This window comes from Halomonas sp. LMYGS-3 (assembly GCF_059509875.1).
Genome location: NZ_JCAKFQ010000029.1, coordinates 14,757 through 39,346, shown reverse-complemented (window position 1 = coordinate 39,346; position 24,590 = coordinate 14,757). Strand labels below are relative to the sequence as shown.

At 67.0% G+C, this 24,590-nt stretch carries 17 protein-coding genes; 7 read left to right on the top strand and 10 right to left on the bottom strand.

Going from position 1 to position 24,590, the window contains the following annotated elements:
- The first annotated feature begins 22 nt into the window (after positions 1–22).
- The gene (locus AC5W54_RS19380) at positions 23–1,939 is read left to right on the top strand and encodes an EAL domain-containing protein (protein ID WP_495963742.1); all 1,917 of its coding nucleotides are present in this window, start codon (positions 23–25) and stop codon (positions 1,937–1,939) included.
- Between the two features lie 64 nt (positions 1,940–2,003).
- On the opposite strand, the gene AC5W54_RS19375 is transcribed toward AC5W54_RS19380, so the two are convergent.
- From AC5W54_RS19375 to AC5W54_RS19350, 6 genes are all read right to left on the bottom strand, one after another.
- Entirely contained in the window at positions 2,004–2,345 is a 342-nt protein-coding gene (locus AC5W54_RS19375) for a tryptophan synthase subunit beta like protein (RefSeq protein WP_495963741.1), read from the bottom strand.
- A 96-nt stretch (positions 2,346–2,441) separates the two neighbouring features.
- Entirely contained in the window at positions 2,442–5,510 is a 3,069-nt protein-coding gene (locus AC5W54_RS19370) for a retention module-containing protein (protein ID WP_495963740.1), read from the bottom strand.
- Between the two features lie 255 nt (positions 5,511–5,765).
- The gene (locus tag AC5W54_RS19365; protein WP_495963739.1) at positions 5,766–6,389 is read right to left on the bottom strand and encodes a response regulator transcription factor; all 624 of its coding nucleotides are present in this window, start codon (positions 6,387–6,389) and stop codon (positions 5,766–5,768) included.
- Complete coding sequence (locus AC5W54_RS19360; RefSeq protein WP_495963738.1) at positions 6,389–7,816, bottom strand: HlyD family type I secretion periplasmic adaptor subunit; 1,428 nt, start codon at positions 7,814–7,816, stop codon at positions 6,389–6,391. Before AC5W54_RS19360 ends, AC5W54_RS19365 begins: the two co-directional genes overlap by 1 nt.
- Complete coding sequence (locus AC5W54_RS19355; RefSeq protein ID WP_495963737.1) at positions 7,816–9,987, bottom strand: type I secretion system permease/ATPase; 2,172 nt, start codon at positions 9,985–9,987, stop codon at positions 7,816–7,818. Before AC5W54_RS19355 ends, AC5W54_RS19360 begins: the two co-directional genes overlap by 1 nt.
- 2 nt (positions 9,988–9,989) lie before the next feature.
- Positions 9,990–11,930 carry a TolC family outer membrane protein gene (locus AC5W54_RS19350; RefSeq protein WP_495963736.1) on the bottom strand — a complete coding sequence of 647 codons (1,941 nt, stop codon included), beginning with the start codon at positions 11,928–11,930 and terminating at the stop codon, positions 9,990–9,992.
- A 423-nt stretch (positions 11,931–12,353) separates the two neighbouring features.
- Here AC5W54_RS19350 and AC5W54_RS19345 point away from each other — a divergent pair, with 423 nt between their 5' ends.
- The 3 genes from AC5W54_RS19345 to AC5W54_RS19335 all read left to right on the top strand — a co-directional run bounded on the left by AC5W54_RS19345 (position 12,354) and on the right by AC5W54_RS19335 (position 17,573).
- A complete protein-coding gene (locus AC5W54_RS19345; protein ID WP_495963735.1) occupies positions 12,354–12,635 on the top strand; it encodes a hypothetical protein in 282 nt (93 codons plus the stop codon).
- 189 nt (positions 12,636–12,824) lie between these two features.
- The gene (gene thiI / locus AC5W54_RS19340) at positions 12,825–14,297 is read left to right on the top strand and encodes a tRNA uracil 4-sulfurtransferase ThiI (RefSeq protein ID WP_495963734.1); all 1,473 of its coding nucleotides are present in this window, start codon (positions 12,825–12,827) and stop codon (positions 14,295–14,297) included.
- A 108-nt stretch (positions 14,298–14,405) separates the two neighbouring features.
- Positions 14,406–17,573, top strand: a complete 3,168-nt coding sequence (locus AC5W54_RS19335; protein ID WP_495963733.1) for a transglycosylase domain-containing protein — start codon at positions 14,406–14,408, stop codon at positions 17,571–17,573.
- A 101-nt stretch (positions 17,574–17,674) separates the two neighbouring features.
- On the opposite strand, the gene AC5W54_RS19330 is transcribed toward AC5W54_RS19335, so the two are convergent.
- A complete protein-coding gene (locus AC5W54_RS19330) occupies positions 17,675–18,091 on the bottom strand; it encodes a hypothetical protein (protein ID WP_495963732.1) in 417 nt (138 codons plus the stop codon).
- A gap of 256 nt (positions 18,092–18,347) precedes the next feature.
- On the opposite strand from AC5W54_RS19330, the gene AC5W54_RS19325 reads away from it, so the two are divergent.
- Positions 18,348–19,661 carry a glycerophosphodiester phosphodiesterase family protein gene (locus AC5W54_RS19325; protein WP_495963731.1) on the top strand — a complete coding sequence of 438 codons (1,314 nt, stop codon included), beginning with the start codon at positions 18,348–18,350 and terminating at the stop codon, positions 19,659–19,661.
- Between the two features lie 99 nt (positions 19,662–19,760).
- On the opposite strand, the gene AC5W54_RS19320 is transcribed toward AC5W54_RS19325, so the two are convergent.
- Together AC5W54_RS19320 and AC5W54_RS19315 are read right to left on the bottom strand one after the other, a co-directional pair.
- On the bottom strand, positions 19,761–19,889 hold the full coding sequence (locus AC5W54_RS19320) for a hypothetical protein (RefSeq protein WP_495963730.1): 129 nt from the start codon (positions 19,887–19,889) through the stop codon (positions 19,761–19,763).
- Positions 19,890–19,905: 16 nt separating this feature from the next.
- Positions 19,906–20,394, bottom strand: coding sequence for a VOC family protein (locus AC5W54_RS19315; RefSeq protein ID WP_495963729.1), 489 nt, complete (start codon positions 20,392–20,394; stop codon positions 19,906–19,908).
- 145 nt (positions 20,395–20,539) lie between these two features.
- On the opposite strand from AC5W54_RS19315, the gene AC5W54_RS19310 reads away from it, so the two are divergent.
- Together AC5W54_RS19310 and AC5W54_RS19305 are read left to right on the top strand one after the other, a co-directional pair.
- Positions 20,540–21,211, top strand: coding sequence for a glutathione S-transferase family protein (locus AC5W54_RS19310; RefSeq protein WP_495963728.1), 672 nt, complete (start codon positions 20,540–20,542; stop codon positions 21,209–21,211).
- 80 nt (positions 21,212–21,291) lie between these two features.
- Positions 21,292–22,113 carry an alpha/beta hydrolase gene (locus tag AC5W54_RS19305; protein WP_495963727.1) on the top strand — a complete coding sequence of 274 codons (822 nt, stop codon included), beginning with the start codon at positions 21,292–21,294 and terminating at the stop codon, positions 22,111–22,113.
- Here AC5W54_RS19305 and AC5W54_RS19300 read toward each other — a convergent pair.
- Positions 22,110–24,500, bottom strand: coding sequence for a DNA polymerase II (locus AC5W54_RS19300; protein ID WP_495963726.1), 2,391 nt, complete (start codon positions 24,498–24,500; stop codon positions 22,110–22,112). The two genes, AC5W54_RS19305 and AC5W54_RS19300, sit on opposite strands and share 4 nt — an antisense overlap.
- Positions 24,501–24,590 lie beyond the last annotated feature (90 nt).

The following is a 24,590-nucleotide window of genomic DNA, read 5'->3' as shown; positions in this document are numbered from 1 at the left end:
ACCCTTGGGGGGGAACACCGAGATGTCGCTCATCAAGCAACTCTGGCTGACCATCGTGGCACTGCTGTTGCTGGCCTTCGTCGGCAGCCTGTTCGTCGGCGTGAGCACCAGTCGGCACTACACCGAGCAGGAAGTCCGCATCAAGAATGCCGACAACGCCAATGCCCTGGCGCTGTCGATGAGCCAGCTCGACAAGGATCCGGTCAACATCGAGCTGCTGATGGCGGCCCAGTTCGACACCGGCCACTACCGCCTGATCGAGTTGCGCGCCCCGGACGGCGAGATCCTCGAGCGCCGCGAAGGCGGTGAGCACATCGACGACGTTCCCGGCTGGTTCGTCGACCTGGTGCGCTTCGAGGTGCCGCCCGGCCAGGCGGTGGTTCAGGACGGCTGGCGCCAGTTCGGCACCCTGACCCTGCAGAGCCAGCACAGTTTCGCCTACCGCTCACTGTGGCAGAGCGCCCTGAACCTGGCGGGCTGGTTCGCCATCGCCGGTGCCATCAGCCTGCTGCTTGCCTGGTGGATCGTGCGCAGCATCCGCCGCCCGCTGCACTCGGTGATCGCCCAGGCCCGCGACATCGGCGTGCGCCGCTTCACCACCTCCCAAGAACCCCGCACCCGGGAACTGCGCGAGGTGGTGCAGGCCATGAACCAGCTTTCCGGCACGGTGCGCGAGATGCTGAGCCAGGAGAGCGAGAAGCTCGACCTGCTGCGCCGTCGCCTGCTGCACGACCCCGTGACCGGCGTGCTCGACCGCGACGCCTTCCTCAACCAGTTGCGGGCCAGCCTGCGGAGCGACGGCCACCGGGCCAGCGGTAGCCTGGCCATGGTGCGCTTCGCGCGGCTCGCCGAGGTGAACCAGCGACTGGGACACGCGCGCACCGATGAACTGCTCAAGAGCCTGGCCCATAGCCTCGACCAGCTCGGCAAGGTGCGTGGCGGAGGCCTGGTGGGACGCCTGAACGGCAGCGACTTCGCCCTGCTGATGCCGGGCAACAACGACCTCGACGGACTCGCCCACGAGTTGTCGCAACGGCTCCAGACCCTGCAGCAGGAGGAAAAATCGGTGATCCTCGGCCTGCCCTCGGCGTTGATCGACTATGCCCAGGGCGACCACCGCAACGAGCTGCTGGCGAATCTGGATGGCGCCCTGGCCGGCGCCGAGGCCAAGGGCGATCGTGGCCAGTCGATCGTCCAGGGCGCCGAACGCGACACGCTCTACGCCAGTCACGCCGATTGGCGCTCCGCCCTTCACCAGGCGATGGTGCAGGGCGTCTACCTGGCTCACTATCCGGTGCTCGATGCCCACGAAAAGCTGCTGCATCACGAGTGCCCCTCGCGGCTGCGGCTGAAGGGCGAATGGCGGCCGGCGGGGGTCTTCCTGCCCTGGATCTCGCGACTGGAGCTCGATACCGAACTGGACCTGGCGGTGGCGCGAGCGGCGATCAAGGACATTGCCCAGCGCGGCAAGGCGATCGGCATCAACCTGTCGCCGGCGTCGATTCGCGATTCGCGCTTCGTGATGGACCTGCGTGCCCTGCTGCGTTCGCACCCCGAGGCCGCCGAGAAGCTCTGGCTGGAACTGCCCGAGTCCATGGCCATCCACGACCTGGCCAGCTTCCGCAGCCTGTGCCGCGAGCTGCAACCGCTCGGCTGCCGGATCGGCCTGGAGCATGTGGGCGCCGAGTTCAACCGGATCGCCGACCTGCACGACCTGGGGCTCGCCTACCTCAAGCTCGACGACTCCCTGGTCAAGGGCGTCGATGCCAGCGCCGAGCAGCAGACCATCCTGCGCGGCATGGCCACGCTCTGTCATTCGCTGGGGATACTGGCGATCGCCGAGGGCGTCGACAACCTCACCGAGGCCAGGGTGCTGTTCGAGCTGGGCATCGACGGCGTCACCGGCCCGGGCGTACGCCAGCACGACAAGCCCGCCTGAGGTGGGCCGATAGCGAACTCGGTAAGCGCCCGGCGACGCCGGGCGCCAGGCTCGCGGCCTTCGCCTAGATCACCCCGCCACTCTCGTCGTCGGCGCCCGACACCAGGTTCAGGCCATTGAGCCGGCGACGCAGCGACTGACGCTCCATCACCTTCTGCTGCGCCGCCTCGGGCAGGTCGGTGAAGCTGATCACCCCCTTGTCCATCAGCAGCTCGATCACGTCCTCGAGCACGCGAACGAAGGCCAGATCCGAGGCCTGGAAGTGCGCCTCGCCCTGGCGGCTCTCCCCTTCCATCAGGAACGACAGCAGCTCCGGTGAGTCCGCAGCCAGGAACTCCTTGCAGTCGGGTGTCGCCTCCCGGCTGACCAGCTCGATGCGGTCGTCGTCGTCGCGCTTGATGTACATGGCAGTGGCCTCAAGAATCCCATGGCGTGCATGGGCATCAGAATAGCAAGCGCCCCACCCGGTGTCTCCAGGCGGGGCGCTCGGCGGGCCCGCGGGTTACTGGTCGATATTCAGCTGATCGTTGCTGAGCAGTTGCTGGATGAAGTCTTCGGACGTCATGCCACCCATGCCATGGTTCTCCAACACGATCTTCTGATCCGCATTGGCGCCTCCCGCGCCGAGGCCTCCATCGTGCTTGATGTAGAGCGTCGTGTGATCTCCCTCCTGCTCGGCGAAGATGAAGTCGTTGATATCACCGGACTCCTCACCCTGCAGGAGATCGGCGAGATCGAGAACGTTGTGGCCCTCGCCGAAGTCCTTGACGACGTCGGTGGCCGCGGCCTCCTCCTCGCCCTGGTCGCCGAAGTTCCACTGGAAGACATCATCGCCCAGACCGCCGTAGAGGATGTCGTTGCCGGCACCGCCGATGAGGATGTCGTTGCCGGCCCCGCCAACCAGGGTATCGCCGCCGGACGTGCCAGCGATGACATCGTCGCCTGTGGTGCCGTCGATTTGGGCATCGGACGATTCCGTACCGAGAAGCGTCACGCTCAGCGTCTGTGAGGGGGAAGCATCCCCATCGCCATCGGTGCCATGGATTTCAAACTCGAAGACCGTATCGTCGGGCAACAAGAGCTCGGCATACCCGACACCTTCGATCTTTGCCTTTCCTTGGTCGATCGTGAAAGTGATAGAGGTAAAATCCTGGGCTGGATCGATGGTGACCCAGCCATCCTGGGTCAGGGGATCAATAGTCCCTGTCTCCCCGCTATCGGTCACCCAGCTCATCTTGAAGGCCGTGGCGCCCTGTTGCTTGATCGATAAGCTCACGCTGTCGACTGATGTATCATTGGCGAAACTGATGGCGAATTGCTCACCGGGATCCACATTACCCTCTCCCACGCCGAAACCGGCGCTCGTGGGCTTGATCTTCTCATCGTTGCCGATACTGCCATTGCCATCGGTATCAACGGCACTGAAGGTGACATCTCCGATCACGAGATGCTCGACGGCCTTCTCCCCCTTCACGCCGCTGAAATCCACGGACTGGGAAATTGACGGCCGCGCCTCGTGCAACGTGAAGTCATAGGTACCGTCGGGATTGACAGTGAGGGTGAAGAAGTCCTCGCCATTGAGCTGCGCCAGCTTGGTTACCGAGCCGTCGAGATTGGTGGTCGTGGTATAGGTCACTGCACCATTGAGCGAGTCAGTGGTCGGATCGGCGACAGATATCGCCCCCAGTCCGTCAGCACCGAATGCAAGATCATGGAGCCCCGTTACCGTCGTACCACTCTCATTGGCAATGATCGCGTTCATGATGTTGGTGAAGGTCGGGACGTCGTCGATGATGTCGATGGTCAGGGTGCCTGTGGCGCTACTCCCGCCCACCCCGTCGACTTGCAACGCGACCGTGTCGGCCAGGCTCGTGTCATCGTCTGGTTGTTCGTGAGTCTGGGCGGCCTTCAGGGTATAGGTGTAGTCAATGGTTGCCGCCTTGTCGCCATCCGAGCTGTGATAGCCGGTCAACTGCAGCATCCCTTCTCCCGTATCGATCACAGCGGAAGGGGATGACGCTGACAGCGCCTGAAGCTGTGCCAGGGTGAAGGTCGTGCCACCCACGGTGACGCTGGCGATGGTGTCGGTGGCCGAGACCTGGAAGGTGCCGGTGACCGCGTCGCTGCCATCTCCCTCGTTCGTACCACCCGGCAGGCCGGCCTCGTAGACAGTGCTCGAAGCACTTACCGTGATATCGGCAGTATCGGTGGCACCATTGATGGTGATGGTCAGCGCGGCGGTGCTGGTGTCGCCGTCGGCGTCGGTGATGGTGTAGCCCAGCGTGAAGTCGAGGGTGTCGCCGTCGTCGAGCGCCTGCACCGCGGCCAGGCTGTTGTCGAGGGTGAAGCTCCAGCTGCCGTCGGCATCGAGCACCAGGGTGCCGTACTTGGACAGCTCGGCCATGGCATCGGCGTTGGCCGCGTCGTTCCAGGTCAGCGAGCCGGCGCCGTCGGCGCCGAAGCTGTCATTGGCGAGCACGTTGCCGCTGAGCACGTTGTCACTGGCATCCTCGGTGACGGTGCCACCGTCGACATCCCTGGCCTCGGGAGCGTCATCGAAGAAGGCAATGGTCAGGGACCCCGTGGCCTCGGTGCCATTGCCATCGATCACCGTGAAGGTCAGCTCGCTGCTGGCGTCGTCGGTTCCCTCGGCGTGCAGGACATTGTCGAGGAGCGTCAGGGTGTACTCGCCGGTGGTCGGGTTCACCTGGATAGTGAACAGGTCCCCACGCGGGCCGGTCGCGGTCAGGGTGTTGCTACCGGCATCCCAGCCGTAGGTGACGGTCTCGGTGCCCACGTCGCCCGTGGTGCCATCCATGCCGGCGAAGCCGATGCGACCCACGCCATCATCGCCGAAGTCGAAATCCAGAGTACCGGCTGACACCGAACCGCCCTCTTCCTGCAACTGCGCATCGAAGAGTTCCGCCGTAGAGGTCCCCGCCTCCGGAATGGCGTCGTCGACTGGCGGCTCTTCAATCGGCGGCTCCTCTACGGGAGTTTCGTCGACCGGCGGTTCCTCTACGGGAGTTTCGTCGACCGGTGGTTCCTCTACGGGAGTTTCATCGACCGGCGTCTCGTCTTCCTCCACCGCCTCCAGAACGGCCCCCTCCTCGATGTCCGGCGGCCCATCGAACTGGCCGACGCTGAAGTCGAAGGCCAGCGGGTCGGTATCCTCGGCGATCCGGGCCAGGCGCACGAAGTTGTGGCCGTCGCCACCGCCGCCACCCGCGCCGGCTCCGGCGGCGGTCGCATCGAACACGTCGAGCAGATCGACGTCATCGTCGTCCAGTGCCGCCAGCAGCGCCTCGAGATCCTCATCCAGGGCGCTGGCATCCTCCACGGCGACCGGCCGATCGGCATCGAGATCCGGGGTCATGGCGATTTCCTGGCCACCCTCGATCAGCGTGGGGTCGAGGTTGTCGCCGAAGTCGAGCTCGACCCGGGCGTTGTCGGCGGTGACGAGGGTCTCGCCCTCGAGGAGGGTATCGCCGACGTGCAGTTCGCGCAGGTTGCCGTCGGCGTCACGCGCCCAGGCCTGGCCGGAGAGGGAAACGACGGTTGCGATGCTCATGGAACGACTCCTGCGTAATTGATCGTGATCGGTCGCCGCATCCGGTTCCGCCCAGACAACGCGGGAACGGCACGAACACTGGGGCGGCTTATACCGTCACATTAAGTAACAGAGCCCCGGTTGCGTATTGGACCGATGGACAGGTAGGAGAAACAGCTCACCGCCATCAAGGATGGCGGCCGAGAAGAGTGCTGTGGGCTTGTCAGGGAAGGCGGCAAAAGCGAGTGCGTCGCCCTGCCTGATCGAAGTCGGCATTCATCGCCCCGAATCGGCTATGCTCGCGTCCTGATGCGAGAGCCGCAGGATCAGCTGCATGCGGTCCCGCACCCCGAGCTTGCGGAACACCGCGCCCAGGTGGGCCTTGACGGTGCGCTCGGTGATGTCGAGCCGCCGGGCGACCTCCTTGTTGCTTTGCCCCTCGGCCACCGCCAGGGCCACCGCCCGTTCCCGCTCGGTGAGCGCGGAGAGGGTCTCCTCCTGTAGCCGGGACTCGCCCCCCAGCGCCTTGAAGGTGCCGCCCACGACCTGGGCGAGCAGCTCGGGCCAGACCCAGATCCCCTGGTTGGTGGTCACCACCTCGACCTGGCGCAGCAGCTCCGGTGGCGAGAGCGCATGGGCGTAGCCCCGTGCGCCGGCATTCAACGCCTGGAAGGCTTCGAGGGAGTTCGGCGCATAGCTCAACACCGTCAGGGTGGCGCCTCGCCCGCTGAGGGTAGACACCAGGGCGGGCCAGTCCTGGAGGTTGCTCATCACCCAGGCCCGATCGCCGCGACCGGTCCGGGCCCGAGCCTGCTGCGGGCTCACCAGGCGCGCCTCGGGAAAGGCCGTTCGCCAGCGCGGGATCTCGTCATGCCCCTGACAGACGAAGAGATGGGCCATCATCGCTCTCCCATGGAGTCACTCCAGGCCCGCAGCACGGGCTTGAGCAGGTACTGCATCACGGTACGCTTGCCGGTCATGATGTCGACCTGGGCGGTCATGCCGGGGATCACCGCCAACTCGCCGGCAATGTCATCGCCCTCGCGGGTTCGCACACGCACCAGATAGAAGGTGTTGTCGTTGTCATCGGTGATGGTGTCGGCGCTGATGTGATCGAGCTCGGCCGACAGCCCGCCATAGATGGCGAAGTCGTAGGCGGTGAGCTTGATGGTGGCCGGCTGACCGGGGCGCAGGAAGGCGATGTCCTGCGGGGCGATGCGCGCCTCGACCAGCAGCTGGTCGTCGCTGGGGACGATCTCCACCACTTCCTGCCCGGGCTGGGCGACCCCGCCGATGGTATTGATGGCCAGGCGCTGCACCACGCCGCTCACCGGCGAGCGCACCTCGGCCAGGCGCACCCGGTCCTGCAGCCCGGCGCTGGATTCGTCCAGGGCGTTGAGGTCACCCAGGGTCTGGGCCAGATCGTTCTGCCAGTCGCTGCGCCGCTCGGTCCTGACCTCGCTCAGTTGGGTGCGCGCCTCCTCCACGGCGGCCTCCAGACGCGATACGGCCGCAGCGGCCTGGTCGCGTTCGCCGGTGGCGCGCGACACCTCCCGCTGCAGGCGCAGTACCTCGACCTCGGACACCGCACCGGACTGCAGCAGGGGGCGCGTCAGGTTGAGCTCCTGGCCGGCCATGTTGGCCTCACGCTGGGCGGTATCCCGCCTGGCTCGGGCCTCGCGCAGCTCCTCCTCGCGCTGTCGGATGCGATCGGCGAGGATGCTCTCCTGCTCGCGCAGCTCCTCGCGACGGCTCTCGTAGACCTCGCGCTCCTGGGCGACGATGCCGGGCGCCTCGACACGCAGCGTCTCGGAGGGGTCGAACGGTGTCTCGGTGATCAGTGCCCGCAGCCGCTCGGCGCGGGCTTCCAGCGACAGCGCCTGGGCGCGGTTCTCGCGGAAGCTGGAGACGAAGCGGGTCGGGTCGATGCTCATCAGCACCTGACCGGCCTCGACCCTTTCCCCCTCGCGCACCCGGATCTCCTGCACCACGCCGCCGTCGAAGGTCTGGACCCGTTGCAGCTGGCTGGAGGGAATCACCCGCCCAGTGCCGCGGGTCACCTCGTCGATGGAGGCGAAATACGACCAGGTGATCAACGCCGCCACCGCCAGCAGCACCACATACAGGAAGGCGCGGGCCCGGATCGGGTCCTGCTGGAGCCGTGCCCAGTCGGCATCGCTGGCCCAGTCGCGGTTGAGATGCGCGGCGGTGACGCGCCTGGCGAACAGCCGGTCGATGAAGGGCCGGAAGGGCTTGCCGCCCACCTCGGAGAAGCGCCCGATCGCCTCGAAGCCCTGCTGCTCGGCGGTGCTGTCTTTCTTCGCCATCAGCCGGCCCTCCCGATCTGCCCCTTGCGCAGGGCCTCCACCACCTTGTCGCGGGGGCCGTCGGCCACGACCTTGCCGGCGTCGATGACCACGATGCGGTCGACCAGCGACAGTAGCGAGGTGCGGTGGGTAACGACGACCAGGGTCTTGCCTTGGGCGTAGGCCTTGAGGTTGACCTTGAAAGTCTCCTCGCTGGCGTGGTCCATGGCGCTGGTCGGTTCGTCGAGCAACAGGATCTGGGGGTCGTGGACCAGGGCGCGCGCGATGGCCACCGCCTGACGCTGACCACCGGAGAGCGCCTGGCCCCGTTCGCCGACCTGCAGGTCGACGCCGTGGGGGTGCCCATTGACCAGGCTCTCCAGGCCGGCGAGTTCGATCGCCCGCAGCAGCGCCTCGTCGTCCACCCCGTCGCTGCCGCCACCGGCCACGATGTTGTCGCGCAGCGACCCGAAGAACAGGCTGACGTCCTGGGGCACATAGCCGATATGGCGACGCAGCTGGAGGGGATCGAACTGGCGGATGTCGACGCCGTCGACCATCACCGCCCCGGCACTGGGGGCATAGAGCCCGAGCATCAGCTTGTTGAGGGTCGACTTGCCGCAGCCCACCCGGCCGAGCAGGGCGACCTTCTCGCCGGGCTCGATCACGAGCGAGACGTCGCGCAGGGCGTCGCGCTCCTCGTCGGGATAGCGCAAGCTCACCTTGTCGAAGCGGATCTCGCCGCGTACCACCGGCCGGTTGACGAACTGCTTGCCGTCGGGGCGCTCCACCGGCCGCGCCATCACCGCGTCGAGCGACTGCAGTGCCGTGGAGGACTGGTGGTACTGGGCCAGCAGGACCGCGGCCTGGCTGACCGGGGCCATGGCGCGCGACGACAGCAGATAGGCGGCGATCAAGCCCCCCTGGCTCAGGCTGCCGTCGATGATCAGGTAGACACCGATGAGGATCACGCAGACGGCGACGCTGTGCTGGGCCCAGAGCGCCACGCTGGAGACCGAGGAACTGACCAGGCGCAGCTGGGCGGCGGTGCGCGACAGGTAGGCCGAGGCCTTCTCCCAGACGCCCTGGATGCGGCTCTCGGCGCGCAGCGCCTTGACCGTCTCCAGGTGCGAGATCGACTCGACCAGGGTGGCGTTGCGCTGGGCGCCCACCCGCCAGGTGGTCTCGGAGAGCTCATGGAGCTTGCCCTGGGCCGCCATGGCATAGAGCAGCACGACGACGATGCCCACCAGCACCGGCAGCACCAGCGGCGGGCCGATCAGCGCGATGATGCCGGCGAACAGCAGCACGAAGGGCAGGTCGACCAGCGCCACCACCGTGGCCGAGCCGATGAAGCCGCGCACCGACTCGAAGGACTGCAGGGTCGCGGCGAACGACCCGGTGGAGGCCGGCCGGGCCTCCATCCTCAGGCCCAGCACCCGGGCCATGATCGACGACGACAGCTTGACGTCGGCCCGACTCGCCGCCAGGTCGACGAAGGCGTTGCGCATCAGGCGCAGCGCCAGGTCGAAGCAGAGCACCACGAAGATGCCGACGGCCAGCACCCAGAGCGTCTCGGTGGCGTGGTTGGGCACCACCCGATCGTAGACGTTGAGCACGAACAGCGGCATCGCCACGGCAAACAGGTTGATCACCAGCGAACCGGCGATCACGTCCCGGTAGAGCTTGCGGTTCTCGCGGATCACCCCCCAGAACCAGTGACGCGCGCGCTGCTTGTTGACCTCGGGCCCGCGGGCATCGAAATGGAAGCGCGGGCGCACATAGATCGCCTGGCCACCGTAGCTCGACTGGAGGCCATCGAGGCCGACCTCGGTCTCGGCCTCGCCCAGTTCGGGGAAGACCACCCGGGCACGGCGTGCCTTGAGATCCAGCGCCACCAGCACGCAGGCGCGTCCCGGCTCGAGCAGCAAGACGGCGGGCAGCAGGGCGGGGTTGAGCTGCACCAGGCGGCTCTTGACGATCCGCGCGGTGAGCCCGGCCCGGGAGGCAGCGCGGGGAAAGATCGCCGGGGTCAGCCGCCCCTCCTCGAGGGGCAGACCCGCGGTGAGGGATTCCGCCGACGCCGCGTGGTCATGCACCAGGGCAATGGTCTGGAGGCATTCGAGAAGCTCATCCCTGACGGCGGCTCTCGATGGCCCCGGGGGCGGGTCCAGATGTTCTCGTTGCGTCACACCTACCTCTGATGTTGCCCCGCCACACCGCGGGAGAGCGCCTCGCCGCCGGCGGCGAGGCCGAGGGAGTGTTCCTGGACGGGCCGGAAGCTCATGTCGAGATTCTCGCCGACCCGCTCCAGGGTCACCTCGACCCGGCGGTTCTGGCGGCGGCCGGCGACGCTGTCGTTGCTCGCCACCGGCTGGCGGGAGCCGTACCCGCGGGTTTCGATCAGGCCGCGGCTGACTCCCTCGCCGACCAGGTGATCGGCGACGCTGTCGGCCCGCGCCTGGGAGAGCGGGTCGTTGATGGCGTCACTGCCGGTGCTGTCGGCATGGCCGGCGATGAAGACCCGCGCCAGGTCGGTGCGATCACGGATCTGCGAGGCCAGCCGGGAAAGCTCGCCGCGGGCATCGGCGGAGAGTTCAGCGCTGTTGACGGCAAACAAGGCGTCGGCGGAAAGGGTGACGTCCGGGGCCCGGGTCGGTGCCGGGGCACTGATGCCCCGCGTGAAATCATCGAGGGTGAAGCCGGTCGGCCCCTGGGCAGGACAGATCACGTCGGGGTTGATCTCCACCCCGTCGCTGCCCATTTCGGCCAGGGTCGGCATGTCGTCACGACGCACATTCAGGGCCTGCATCAACTGGCCCATGGCGGCCAGGGTACGCGCATCGGCCAGGATCACGTCGTACTGGGCGTTGACATGGGCACGGCTGGCCTCGAAGTACTCGTTCTCGCTGTCCAGCACGTCGAGCAGGGTCCGCTGGCCGATGTCGAACTGCTGCTGGTAGGCGCCCCGCACCCGGTCGATGGACTGGCGGTGCTGGTTCAGGTAGCTGAGCTGCTCGCGCAGGCGCTGGGTGTCGTTGTAGGCGATCTGGGTGGTCTGGCGCACGTTGGTGCAAGCCACTTCGCGCTGATCGATCGCCTGCTCGACCCGATCGGACGCGGCCCGGAACGACGCCAGGTCACTGCCGCCGCGGTAGAGGTTCATGCTGGCCACCAGCTCGATGCTGTGCCGGTCGCGACGCCCGTCGATGCCGCTCTCGTTGTTGGTGCCGGTGCGGCCACGCAGGTCGAGGCGCGGGTGGAAACCGGAGCGAGCCCCCTCGCGCTCGGCCCGCGATGCCTCGATGTTTTCGATGGCGGCGTGGAATTCCGGGTTGCCGGTGAAGGCCAGGTCGACGGCCTCGGCCACCGAGGGCGGCAGGCGATCGTCGAGCTCAGGAGCGGGGGCGAGGTTCTCCGCGGGCAACTCGCCGACGATGCGCTGATAGCGCGCCGTGACGTCATGCAGGTTGGAGGCCTCGGTCATCAGGTTCGACTCGGCGAGTGCCAGGCGGCCGCTGATCTGCTCCAGGTCGACGCCGCGACCGGCACCGGATCGCGCTCGCTCCTCGATCTGGTGATAGACCCGCAGGTGATCGGCATAGTTGTCCTGGGCCAGGCGCACCAGTTCGCGATAGCGGCTGACATCCAGATAGGCCCGGGCGGCTTCCAGGGCGACGTTCTCGCTCGCGCCCAGCAGTTCGTAGTAACGCACCAACTTGGCACGGTCGAGGCGCTCCACCTCGCTGCGCGTGGCGAAGCCATCGTAGAGCATCTGGGTGAGTGTCAGTTCGGCGAAGTCGGTATCGTAGCTGCCGCGTCCATCGCCCTCGAGATCCTCGCGCCCGATGCCGGCGGCGACATCGATGCTCGGCAGGTAGTTGCCACGTGCCACACCGACGTCATGACCGGAGGCGCGCAGGCCGTTCCAGGCCGCCTGAACCTCGGGGTTGGTGGTGATGGCACGCTGCACCACCTGCTGCAGGTCGGCCGAGCCGGGTGCCGCCAGGCCGGGTGGCAAGGATTGAGCCACGGCGGCGGCCAGCGGCAGCAGGGTGAGCGAGGCACCCACCACGATGGCCCGCGCCAGTCGGTGAGCGCCCCGGGCACGCAGAGAGTCGGTTGCGAATGTCATTTGAGTTCCCTTTCATGTTTAGCAGGCGTACGACACCCGATGCCGTGAGCCTGTCAGGAGGTTGAGCCTATGTTCTTGTTATTACGGGCCTCATCCGGCTAGAGCGGATGGCGCTTCCCTTCCCGTTTCCCTTACTCGACAGCGGCACCACACCCTGGGGAGGCCCCAGAAAGCTCAGCTGGACCAAGGTGAGGAGCACAGTACTTTTTTATGATCGTTAATCTTTGTAAGGTAGCGTAACCAAATTGGAGGGATTGTCCAATCGCTAATCGATGCTAAAAGCGAAGACATCGCCGACTCTTGATGTAAGACAAAACTTACAAAGCACTCCCGAGCACCACCCAGCCCTCTCTCCCGCCAGGGGCCAAACGTGCTATCGTCACGCCATCGCCGACACGGCAGCATGACGACAAGGAGAACGCCATGTCCTCATCGGAAATCCAGAAGACGCGGGTCATCAACGAACTGCGCGGCTTCATCAAGAAGCTGCTGCAGGACCCCAGGATCCTCGAGCAGTCGCTGGAGATCGCCCGCCGCCAGCTGTCGCAGGGCAGCAAGGCCGAGGCGATGGCACGTATCGCCAACGAGATATCGGACACCACCAGCGTGCATATCCCGGAAGACCCGGCGGAGCACTCCGAAGCCGACCGGCTCTTCCTGGAGGTCCTCAAGGAAGTCGTCGACGAGGAACAGGCCCTCTACTGAACGACTCCGCACCGAGCCAGTGGAACGCCCGGCCAAGGCCGGGCGTTCTGCTTCGGGGAATCCGCCGGCAGGGCAATCGCGGTTGGCGAGGGGCGCCGGGGTAGCCCCGACCCCGCCGGTCGAGGTCGTGCGCTGCCGCACCGGCCCTGATATCATGTCAACAGACTGTTTTTGAATCGCTTTTTACGCATGCACTATCTTGTCAAGCTGTTCCCAGAGATCACCATCAAGTCGCGCTCCGTCCGCCGGCACATGACCCGCTGCCTGGCTGGCAATGTGCGCACCATCCTGCGTCGGCTCGACGATCGGGTCAGCGTCAAGGACACCTGGGACGCTCTACACGTCACCCTCCCGGAAGCGCTTCCCGAACCGCTGGCCCGGGAGGCGGAGGAACGGCTGACACGCATTCCCGGCATCCACGAAGTGCTGGCCATCCACGAAGTGCCCTTCTCCGACCTGGCCGACATCGCCCGCCAGGTGGTGCCGCTGTGGCAGCAGGCCATCGCGGGTCGCCGCTTTCGGGTCAGCGCCCGCCGCCGGGGCGAACATGACTTCAGTTCCGAGGACATCGAACGCCTGATCGGTCGTCGATTGCTCGAGGCGAGCCCCGACGCCAGGGTCGACCTCACCCGCCCCGAGGTGGATGTGGCCGTGGAGGTCGTCCAGCGACGACTGCGACTGATCCACGCCCGCTGGCCCGGCCTCGGGGGCTATCCGCTTGGCCTGCAGGGACAGGCCCTGGCGCTGATCTCCGGGGGGTTCGACTCACCGGTGGCGGCCTGGCGCATGATGCGACGCGGCGTCAAGACACATTTCCTGTTCTTCAACCTGGGGGGGCCGGCCCACGAGGCCGGTGTCCGCGAGGTCACCCACCATCTCTGGCAGCGCTACGGCAGTTCTCATCGGGTGAAGTTCATCACGGTGCCCTTCGAGGGAGTGGTCGCCGAGATCCTGCGCAGCGTGCCGGATGGCGTGATGGGGGTGGTCCTCAAGCGCATGATGGTGCGTGCCGCCGACCGCATCGCCCACCGTGCGCGCATCCCGGCACTGGTCACCGGCGACGCCATTGCCCAGGTCTCGAGCCAGACCCTCACCAACCTGGCCCTGATCGACGAGGCCGGTACGCTGCCGATCCTGCGTCCGTTGCTCACCGAGGACAAGCAGGACATCATCGCCCAGGCGCGCCGCATCGACACCGCCCGCTTCGCCGAGACCATGCCCGAGTATTGCGGGGTGATCTCCCGTCGCCCCCATACCTGCGCCCGCGCCCGTGACGTCGAGCAGGCCGAGGCCGGGTTCGACTTCGCCGTGCTCGAGGCCGCCATCGAGGCCACCGAGACGACCCGCTCCGACCGCCTGATGGAACGCCGATACACCCCCGGCGAGGTGACGACAGTGGACTCCCCGCAGGCCCTCGAGCAACTGGGTGATGCCAGCGTGATCGACATCCGCCCCCCGGACGAGCGCGAGGCCGCGCCGCTGCGACTTCCCGGCGTCCCGTGCCTCGAGATCCCCTTCTACGAGCTCCAGGGACGAGCGGCGGACCTGCCGGGCGACCGCCACTACCTGCTCTATTGTGACCAGGGGGTGATGAGCCGGATGCAGGCCCTGCACCTGCACGACCGGGGGCTGACGCACTTCGGCGTCTATCGCGCTCCCTGACCCGCTCGAACGCTGTTTTTTTCTTTTCGTCCGATACACTTTCGCCTGCCCGCAGACTACGCTACAAAAAGGAACAATCAGTAATCGTAGGTTTCATGGGGGTGGTGCATGGGCGCGCGCGGGTCGTCGTCACACCGGAAGTCCTCTTCCTCCCTCTCATCGCCAGGGAACGGCGCAGCGCATTCCAGTGCCTCACTGCTCATTCTCCAGGAACCGTCGCTGGAGCCGGCGCATTCGCCCGAGAAGCCACGCCACCGGCTGCGCAACTGGGTCCTGTTACTGCTCGCCCTGCTCGCCGTCACCCTGGCCACCCTGCTGGTCGCCGAGGCGCGCACCTCGCACTTCCAGGCCCAGGAGCTGTCGCGCTATGCCGGCACGCTGGGCTACACCCTCGCTCCCGGGCAGAGCGATCGCATCCTCTTCCCCCGCCACGGGCCCTTCGACCAGCGCCTGGGCTATGCCCGGCTGTCACAGATCGAGGAACGCCTGCTCGGTCGCGGCTACGACATCGAACGCCAGGCACGCTTCTCGCCGGCGCTGCTGGAGTACACCCGTCGCGGCTTCTTCCCGCCCTACCCGGAGAAGACCCGCGCCGGCCTGACCCTGGAAGAGTGCCGTGGCGAGACGCTGTACGAATTCCGCCATCCCCAGCGTCACTATCCGCACTTCGATGCCATCCCGCCGCTGATGCTGCAGGTGCTGCTGTTCATCGAGAACCGCCAACTGCTCGATGAGAACACCCCCCACGCCAACCCGGCGGTGGACTGGCCACGCTTCACCAAGGCCGCCATGTCCCAGGTGGGTCGTGCGCTGGACATGTCCGGCCAGGCCTCCGGCGGGAGCACCCTGGCCACCCAGGTCGAGAAGTACCGGCACTCCCCGCGCGGGCTGACCGGTTCGCCGATGGAGAAGATGCGCCAGATGGTCTCGGCCAGCGTACGCGGCTACCAGCAAGGGCCACAGACGCTGGCCGCACGACAGGACGTGGCGCTGGACTACCTCAACTCGGTGCCGCTGTCGGCGGCACCCGGTTACGGCGAGGTACACGGGGTCGGCGACGGACTCTGGGTCTGGTTCGGCGCCGACTTCGACGAGCTGAACCGGCTGCTGGTCCCCGACTTCAACTCGTCCGCCACCCTCGAGGCCCAGGGCCTGGCGCTGCGCCAGGTGGTCGCCCTGATGATCGCCCAGCGCCGCCCCTCCTGGTACCTCACCACCGGCCGTCAGGCGCTCGAGCAACTCACCGACAGCCACCTGCGCCTGCTCGCCGCCGAGGGGCTGCTCAGCCCGGAGCTGCGCGATGCCGCCCTGGGCCAGCGCCTGCAGTTCCGCGACTTCGCCCGGGACCCGGTGCGCCTGCAGGTCGAGCTGGACAAGGGCCTGCAGATGGCCCGCAGCCGCCTCGGCGGCCTGGTCGGCCTGCCGTTCTACGACCTGGACCGTCTCGACCTGAGGGCTCGCACCACGCTCCACGGCGACCTGCAGCGTCAGGTCACCGATTACCTGCATCGCCTCGCCGACCCCGACTTCGCCCGCGAGATCGGGCTGTTCGGCGAACGCCTGCTGTCGCCGGAGAAGACCCACGAGGTTCGCTACAGTTTCACCCTCTTCGAGCGGGGCGACGACGGCTTCCGCGTGCGTGTGCAGACCGACAATACCGACCAACCCTTCGACATCAACGAGGGCAGCAAGCTGGAGCTCGGCTCGACCGCCAAGCTGCGGGTACTGGCGACCTACCTGGAGGTGATCGCCGAGCTGCACCAGCGCCATGCCGGCAAGTCCGTGGAGGCGCTGCGCGAGGTGGCGGTGGATCGTCAGGACGTGCTCAGCCGCTGGGTACTCGATACCTTGATCGCCCGCCCCGACATCGGCCTCGACGAGATCCTTGCGGCCGCCATGGAGCGGCGTTACTCGGCCAGCCCCCACGAGGCCTTCTTCACCGGCGGCGGGCGCCATACCTTCAGCAACTTCCGCCGCGAGGACAATGGCCGTAACCCGACCCTCTCCGAGGCCATGCGCGAATCGCTCAACCTCCCCTTCGTGCGCGTGCTGCGCGACCTGGTGCGCTACAGCACCCACCACAACGACCATCGCAGCCAACTGCTCGCGGACGACGGCGACCCACGCCGGCTGGAGTACCTGCAGCGCTTTGCCGACCGGGAGGGGCGTGTCTTCCTGCAGCGGTTCTGGCGCAAGTACCGTGCCCTGAGCAGCGACGAACGCCTCGACGCCTTCCTCGGGGGCCTGCGCATCACGGCCTCACGCCTCGCCGCGGTGCACCGCTACCTCTTCCCGGAGGCCGACCGCGACACCTTCGCCGCCTTCCTCGCCGAGCGGCTGCCCGGTGAGACGCTCGGCGATCGGCGCATCGACGAGCTCTACGAGGCCCATGCTCCCGGCAAGCATTCGCTGTCGGACCAGGGCTACATCGCCAAGGTGCACCCGCTGGAGCTGTGGTTGCTCGGCTACCTGCTGGACTATCCCGAGGCCTCCTTCTACGAGGCCGCCGCGGCCAGCCAGCTGGAACGCCAGGAGGTCTATGGCTGGCTGTTCAAGACCCGCCACCGCAGTGCCCGGGACGTGCGCATCCGCACCATGCTCGAGGTCGAGGCCTTCAGCGACATTCACCAGCGCTGGCAGCGCCTGGGCTACCCCTTCGAGCACCTGGTGCCGTCGCTCGCCACCGCGGTGGGCACCTCGGGCGACCGTCCGGCGGCCCTGGCCGAGTTGATCGGGATCATCCTCAACGACGGCGTACGCCTCCCGACCCTGCGCATCGACGACCTGCACTTCGCCGGTGCCACCCCCTACGAGACCCGCTTCGTGCCGGCCGAGGGCCGTGCACGACAGGTGATGGCCCCGGAAGTGGCCGCGGTGCTGCGCGAGACGCTCTCCCAGGTAGTGGATGGTGGCACCGCCCGTCGCCTACACGGCAGCTTCGCCCTGGACGACGGCACCGCCCTGACCCTGGGCGGCAAGACCGGTACCGGCAACAACCGCATCGAGACGGTGACCCGCGGCGGCCACGTCATCGACTCCCGGGCGCGCAATCGCACCGCGACCTTCGTCTTCTACCTCGGCGACGACCACTTCGGCACCCTCACCGCCTACGTGGCCGGCAGCGAATCGGACAACTTCCGCTTCACCTCGGCCCTGCCGGTCCAGGTGCTCAAGGGCATGGAGCCAATCCTCACGCCGCACCTCGATCCCACGGCCCACCGCCAGTGCCTGCCGCCGGCGACCCGGGAGATGCTGATGGCCCGGCGCTCGATGTGAGCTCTCCTCGTCCGAGCGTCGGCGGGCACACACGGCAAAACGGGAAGGGAGGGGGCACCCCCTCCCTTCCCGTTCATGGCAGTATCGGCTTGAGTGTCGGTTCAGCAGATCTCTTCCCAGAGCCGTTGGCGAAAGTCCTTGGGCAGCTCGGCCACCTTGCCGAGCCGCGAGAGATGGGCATCGGTCATGTCCCTGGCGACCTCGTGATAGCAGCTGCTCAGCAGAGTGGGATTGCGCAGCGTATCGGGGTCGGAGAAGCATTTCGACATCTTCTCGCCCGAGACGGCACAGGCGGTCAGGAACTCGGCCTCGACCTGGATCGTCTCGAGAATGGATTCCATCCAGGCCTGTTGCATCCTGACCAGCGGATGCGAGGCATCCATCCAGTGATGCATCCACCAGTCGAACATCGGCTGCGAGGCAATGGCGACGCTCTCCGGCAGGGCGACGAAGGTATCGAAGTTCGCTGCGGGAATCTCGTGAACCGTGGGCACTTGTGTAGCTTTGGCGGTTGACATGTTAAACGCCCCTCAAGAACGGAATGGTGGTGCGCCCTTGAGTGTAGCGAGGGTGATTCGAACCGATCAGACTTTTTTGTCACGAGGTTATCCTGTCTCGCTGTAGAACCCCGTCCCGGCGCCTGCCACGGTTCTCGGTGAAGCTTCTACGCTAGATGGGGGAGGTCAGTACACCGTGACGTCTCACGGTTGTCATGCGCCGCCGCCACAGTGGCCTCACCCCTCGACGCCAACAAGGAAGAGAGCGAGACACGACATGAACAAGAAATTCTTCACCATCCTGGGATGCCTGACGGTCCTGGCGCTCGGCCCTGTCGCCCACGCCGCCCCTCCTCCCCTCGCCGATGCCGACGACGCCCTGATCACCGCCGCCAGGAACGTGACCCTGGGCCCTCGCCCGCTGTTTCTGGTCAACGACATGAGCGAAGAGACCGCCCGTGAGGGTGAACTCAAGTCCACGCTGATGAACTGTGCCGCGGAACACCGTGACTGGCAGCCCTCCGAGCTGACCATCTCCCACCGTGGCGCCCCCCTGCAGTTTCCCGAGCACACCCTGGAGGCCTACCTGGCCGGCGCCCAGGGCGGTGCCGGCATCATCGAGTGCGACGTCACCTTCACCAGCGATCACGAGCTCGTCTGCCGCCACTCGCAGTGCGACCTGCACACCACCACCAACATCGTCGAGACCGATCTCGCCGAGAAGTGCAGCGTGCCGCCGGCGTTCGACCCCGACAGTGGCGAGCTCGTGAACGCCGCGGACATCCAGTGCTGCACCAGCGACATCACCCTCGCCGAGTTCCGCACGCTGGAGGGCAAGATGGAGGGCGCCAACGACGAGGCACGCAACATCGAGGCGTATCTCGCCGGCACCCCCGGGTGGCGTACCGACCTCTACGACACCCGCGGCACCCTGATGAGCCACGCCGACACCATCGAGCTGTTCAAGGCCCTGGGCGTGAAGATGACCCCGGAGCTCAAGGAGCCCAGCGTGGAGATGCCCTTCGATGGCTTCTCCCAGCAGGACTACGCCCAGAAGATGATCGACGAGTACAAGGCCGCCGGCGTGCCCGCCGGCGACGTCTACGCCCAGTCGTTCCTGCTCGACGACGTGCTCTACTGGATCGAGAACGAACCCGAGTTCGGCGAGCAGGCCGTCTACCTGGACGGCCGCTACGATGACGACGGCTTCGATCACACCGACCCCGCCACCTGGTCGCCGAGCATGCAGGAACTGGCCGATCAGGGCGTGAAGATCCTCGCCCCGCCGATGTGGATGCTGCTCGCCGCGAATCCGGAGTTCGGTGACGGCGACAGCCGCGTGGTGCCCTCGACCTATGCCGAGCACGCCAGGGAGGCCGGGCTCGAACTGATCACCTGGACCTTCGAGCGCTCCGGCCCGCTGGCCGAGGGCGGCCAGTGGTATCACAGCACCACCGAGGAGGTGATCCGCCGCGAGGGCGACAAGCTGATCTCGCTCGACGTGCTCGTCCAGGACGTCGGCGTGATCGGCATCTTCAGCGACTGGCCGGCGACCGTGGCCTTCTATGACAACTGCATGCAGCAGCGCTGACTGAGGCCGGCGCTCCGGGCCGTATGCCCCATGGCCCGGAGCGCCGCCCGACTATGCTCCGTCCTGTCGTTTACACCGCCGGGCAGCCTTGTCGCCAGCTCATGCCATCGCGGCCACCTGCCGCTCCCGGTAGGTGGCCATCTCCACCTTGCCGAGCCCGGCTGCTTGAAGGAGGTGTCCTTCAAGGTCGCCGAGGCGGGCCAGCATCTGGGGATCGTCGGCGAACAATAGCCCACCCTATCGCTCAACTGGCATCTAGCTTGGCAATGTCGATCTTCTTCATCCCCAGCATTGCCTGAAACACCTTTTGCGATTTCTCATGATCGGGATCGCTGAGCATTTCGATCAGCACCCTGGGAATCACCTGCCAGGAAAGGCCGTACTTATCCTTGAGCCAGCCGCACTGCTGGGCATTCGGGTCGCCACCTTCGGAAAGCTTCTCCCAGAAGTGATCCACCTCGTCCTGGGACTCGCAGTCGATCTGTAGTGAGATCGCCTCATTGAACTGGAAGGCCGGCCCACCATTGAGAGCGGTAAACGCCTGCCCTTCGAGCTCGAAGGCCACGACCATGACACTTCCCGGCGGCTTGCCATGGACCTCCTGCCCCGCCTCTCCATAGCGGGAAATATGCGTGATCCTGGAATGCTTGAAGATACCGGTATAAAACTCTGCCGCCTCTTCGGCTTGGTCGTCGAACCACAAGCATGGGGTGATCTTCTGGATTGTCGCCATGTCGCACCTCCTCCGTCAGGGCCAATGTCACTCGCGTGACTACCGGATGGTCGTCCGAGGAAGCCCAGGATCGACACATCCGGGCGGCGTGCCGGGGCGATAGCGACGGCGGCCGAGATGAAAAAGCCGGCAGGGGTGTGCGACCATGCCGGTATCCGCTCGCGCGCTCGCCGAGGACATCGCCGCCATGATCGATCTCTGGACCTGGACCACCCCCAACGGCCGCAAGGTCTCCATCATGCTCGAGGAGCTCGGGCTGCCCTACCGCAGCCACGCCGTGGATATCACCAACCGCGAGCAGTTCGCCGAGGCCTTCCTGGCCGTCAGCCCCAACCACAAGATCCCGGCGATTCGCGACAACGACACCGGCATGGTGCTGATGGAGTCCGGCGCGATCATGCTCTACCTGGCCGAGCAGACCGGCCGCTTCCTGCCCGAGGACGCCGAGGGCCGCTACCGCACCCTGGAATGGCTGATGTGGCAGATGGGCGGCGTGGGCCCGATGCTCGGCCAGGTCCACCACTTCCTGAAGTTCCACCCCGGCAAGGCGCCCTATGCCGAGCAGCGCTTCCACGCCGAGGCCGAGCGCCTCTACCGGGTGCTCGATGCCCGCCTGGCCGATCGCGCCTTCCTGGCCGGCGACTACACGATCGCCGACATGGCCACCTGGCCCTGGATCTCGCGCCACGAGTGGCAGCGCATCGACCTGAACGACTACCCCAACGTCAAGCGCTGGTATGTCGAGATCGCCAACCGCCCCGCCGTGCAGCGCGGCTACCACTGCCCGAAGCGGGTCAACGAGATCCCGATGCCGTGACCATGGCCCGTCACCCGGCACTGAAGGCCGTGGGCACGCTGCCATACTGTAGGCATCGCAAGCGAGTGGACCGGGTAACGATGCTGAGGATACTGCTGGCGATCATGATCACGGCCCTGGCGGGCCACTCCCAGGCCGTCGCACGCGAGACGACGGTGTGCGGTCCCGTCAAGGAGCGTTTCTTCTTCTGGCAATGGAGTCGCGTGGCGCCCTCTCCCGACCCCGCCCGCGTGGCCGGGCTCGAGCACGTGGAAGCCACGACCTTCGTCACCGGCGACGGCAAGCGCCTGGCCGGCTACCGGTATGCCGCCCATGGCAACCTGAGCGAAGCGGGCGAGCCGCGCGGCTATCTGCTGATGGCCATGGGCAATGCCATGGTCGCCGACATGATGATCCGGCACCTGGCCGACTTCGCCGCCGCCGGCTACGACAGCTATGTGTTCGACTATCGCGGCTATGGCGACTCGGAGGGACGGCGACGCATCAACGCCATCATCGAGGATTACCGGGAACTCGTCGACGCCATGAACGCCCGGTATCCCCATGGCCTGCTGTACGGCACCTCGCTGGGCGGCGCCGTGCTGATGAACGTGATCGGCCGGGGCGGCGCCTACGAGCGCGCAGTGATCGACTCCAGCCCCAGCCGCTTCTCTCCCTACGGCTGCCCACGCCGCATCGACCCGCTCGAGCACCTCCCCGATGACGCCAGCCGCCTGCTGGTGATCACCGGCCAGCGGGACTCGGTACTCGATGACGACATGACCCGCGACCTGCGCCTCGAGGCCGAACGGCGCGGCGCGACGGTCATCCACGGCGAGGCGTATGACCATCCGTTCATGGATCGCCACGAGGCGCATCAACAGCGCATGGCCCGCATCCACCGCTTCCTGCTGGGCGACTAGAACAGCCCCAGCTGGCGGTCGATCAGCGCCGTGAAGTCATCGCCCACGAACGGCAGGATGGCGTCGGCCACCGGCTGCAGCTGGCGGGTGAGGTAGTGGTGGTAGTCGATGGCCGAGCGGCGCGTTTCCAGTGGCTCCGGCCCCGCCACCGTGATCACGTAGCTGATCCAGCCGCCGCCCTGGTACTGCCGCGGCCGGCCCAGCTGGTCGTTGTAGTCGTCGGCGAGGCGCGCCGCGCGCACATGGGGTGGCACGTTGCGCCGATAGTCGTCGAGCCGCCGCCGCAGTCGCTTGCGGTAGATCAGGCGGTCGTCGAACTCGCCCGCGAGGGTGCGGCGCACGTAGTCGCGCACGAACTCGCGGTGTGGCTCGCCGGTGAAGATGCGCCGGTAGAGCTCCTGCTGGAAGACCTTGGCCAGCGGCGACCAGTCGGCGCGCACCGTCTCCAGCCCCTTGAAGACCACCCGCTCGCCGCCATCCGCCTCGCGCACCAGCCCGGCGTAGCGCTTCTTGCTGCCCTCCTCCGCGCCGCGGATGGTGGGCATCAAAAAGCGCCGGTAGTGGGTCTCGAACTGCAGCTCCAGGGCGCTTTCCAGGCCGTAGGCCTCGCGCAGGTGCTCGGCCCACCAGGCGTTGACCCGGGCCGCCAGGCGCCGACCGATGGCGTGGGCCTGCGTTTCATCGTGGGCGCCGCCCAGCCAGACGAAGGTGGAGTCGGTGTCGCCGTAGATAACGGTATACCCCTCGGCCTCGATCAGCTCGCGCGTGCGGCGCATGATCTCGTGGCCGCGCAGGGTGATCGACGAGGCGAGCCGCGGGTCGAAGAAGCGGCAGCCCCGGGAGCCCAGCACACCGTAGAAGGCGTTCATGATGATCTTCAGCGCCTGGGCGAGCGGCGCATTCCGCTCGCGCTTGGCGGCCTCGCGGCCCCGCCACACCCGGGCCACGATAGCGGGCAGCGCATGGCGGGTACGCGAGAAGCGCGCCCCCTTGAAGCCGGGCACCGCGTCGGCGTCGTCGGGGTGGCGCAGCCCCTCCACCAGCCCCACCGGGTCGATCAGGAAGGTGCGGATGATCGACGGGTACAGGCTCTTGAAGTCGAGCACCAGCACCGAGTCGTAGAGGCCGGGCCGCGAGTCCATCACGAAGCCGCCCGGGCTGTCCTCCCCCGGCCGCTCGCCATGGCGTTGCACGAGATTGGGCGCGACGAAGCCGAGCCGGTGCATGCGCGGCAGGTAGAGATGCGAGAAGGCCGCCACCGAGCCGCCCATGCGGTCGACGGGCAGCCCGGTGACGGTGGCACGCTCGAGCAGGAAGTCGATCAGCTCGGTCTTCGCGAAGATCCGCGTGACCAGCTCGCAGTCCTTGAGGTTGTAGCGGGCAAGCCGAGGCTTGTCCTCGGCGAACATCCGGTCGATGGCGTCCATGCGCTGGTAGGGGTTGTCGACGGCCTTGCCCTCGCCGAGCAGCGTCTGGGCGACGTTCTCCAGGCTGAACGACGGAAAGCTCCAGGTCGCCTGGCGCAGCGCCTCGATGCCGTCGATGATCAGCCGCCCAGGGGCCGAGGCGAAGAAATGGTTGGCATTGCCGGCGTGGGCGCGCCACCCCAGGGGCTCGCCGCCACGCCCAAGCAACAGCGGCACGCCGAGACGCTCGGCGTGCCGCTGTAGCATACGCAGATCGAACTGCACCAGATTCCAGCCGATGATGGCATCCGGGTCGTGCCGGGCGATCCAGCCGTTGAGACTCTCCAGCAGCGCCTCATGGCTGTCGCAGTAGGCGAGCGCGAAGTCCCGGGCGGCATCGGCCTCGCCACCCTGCCCGTTGGCCGGCCCCAGCATATAGACCTGGCGCTCGCCGCAGCCCTCGAGCGCGATGGAGTAGAGCGCGCCGCGGGCGTCGGTCTCGATGTCCAGCGAGGCCAGCCCGAGCCGGGGGCGATAGTCCGGTGCGGGCTTCAACTGGACATCGACCAGGGTGCCACCGGCCTCCACGCCATCCGTGAACCACACCGGCGCGGTGATGAAACGCTCCATCAGGTAGCGCTCCGGCGGACGGACATCTGCCTCGTAGACCTCGACACCGGCCTGTTTCAGCCGCCTGGCGAGGTTCATCGACTGGCGATGCTGGCGGCAGTAGAGGCCGAGCACAGGGCGATGGTGGAAGTCGCACAGGTTAAGCTCGCGCAGCTCGACGTCACGCTCGCCGCGCAGCAGCGCCTCGGCCTGCTCGCGCCGTTCGGCGGGCACGAAGGCCACCGAGGGTTGCACCGGCAGGCGCACATGCCGGGGGCCGTCATCGGTCGCCAGCCAGAACGACACCTCGGTACCCACCTGCGTATCCTGCCAGTGTCGAGTGAGTACGAATCCCTGCTGCTGTCGCGCCACCGACACCTCTCGACTGCCTGCTCCTGGGGCGAATGTTACCCGGTGTCATGGAGAAAGTCCCCGGATGGGCAAGCGCAGGCGGTTGTCAGG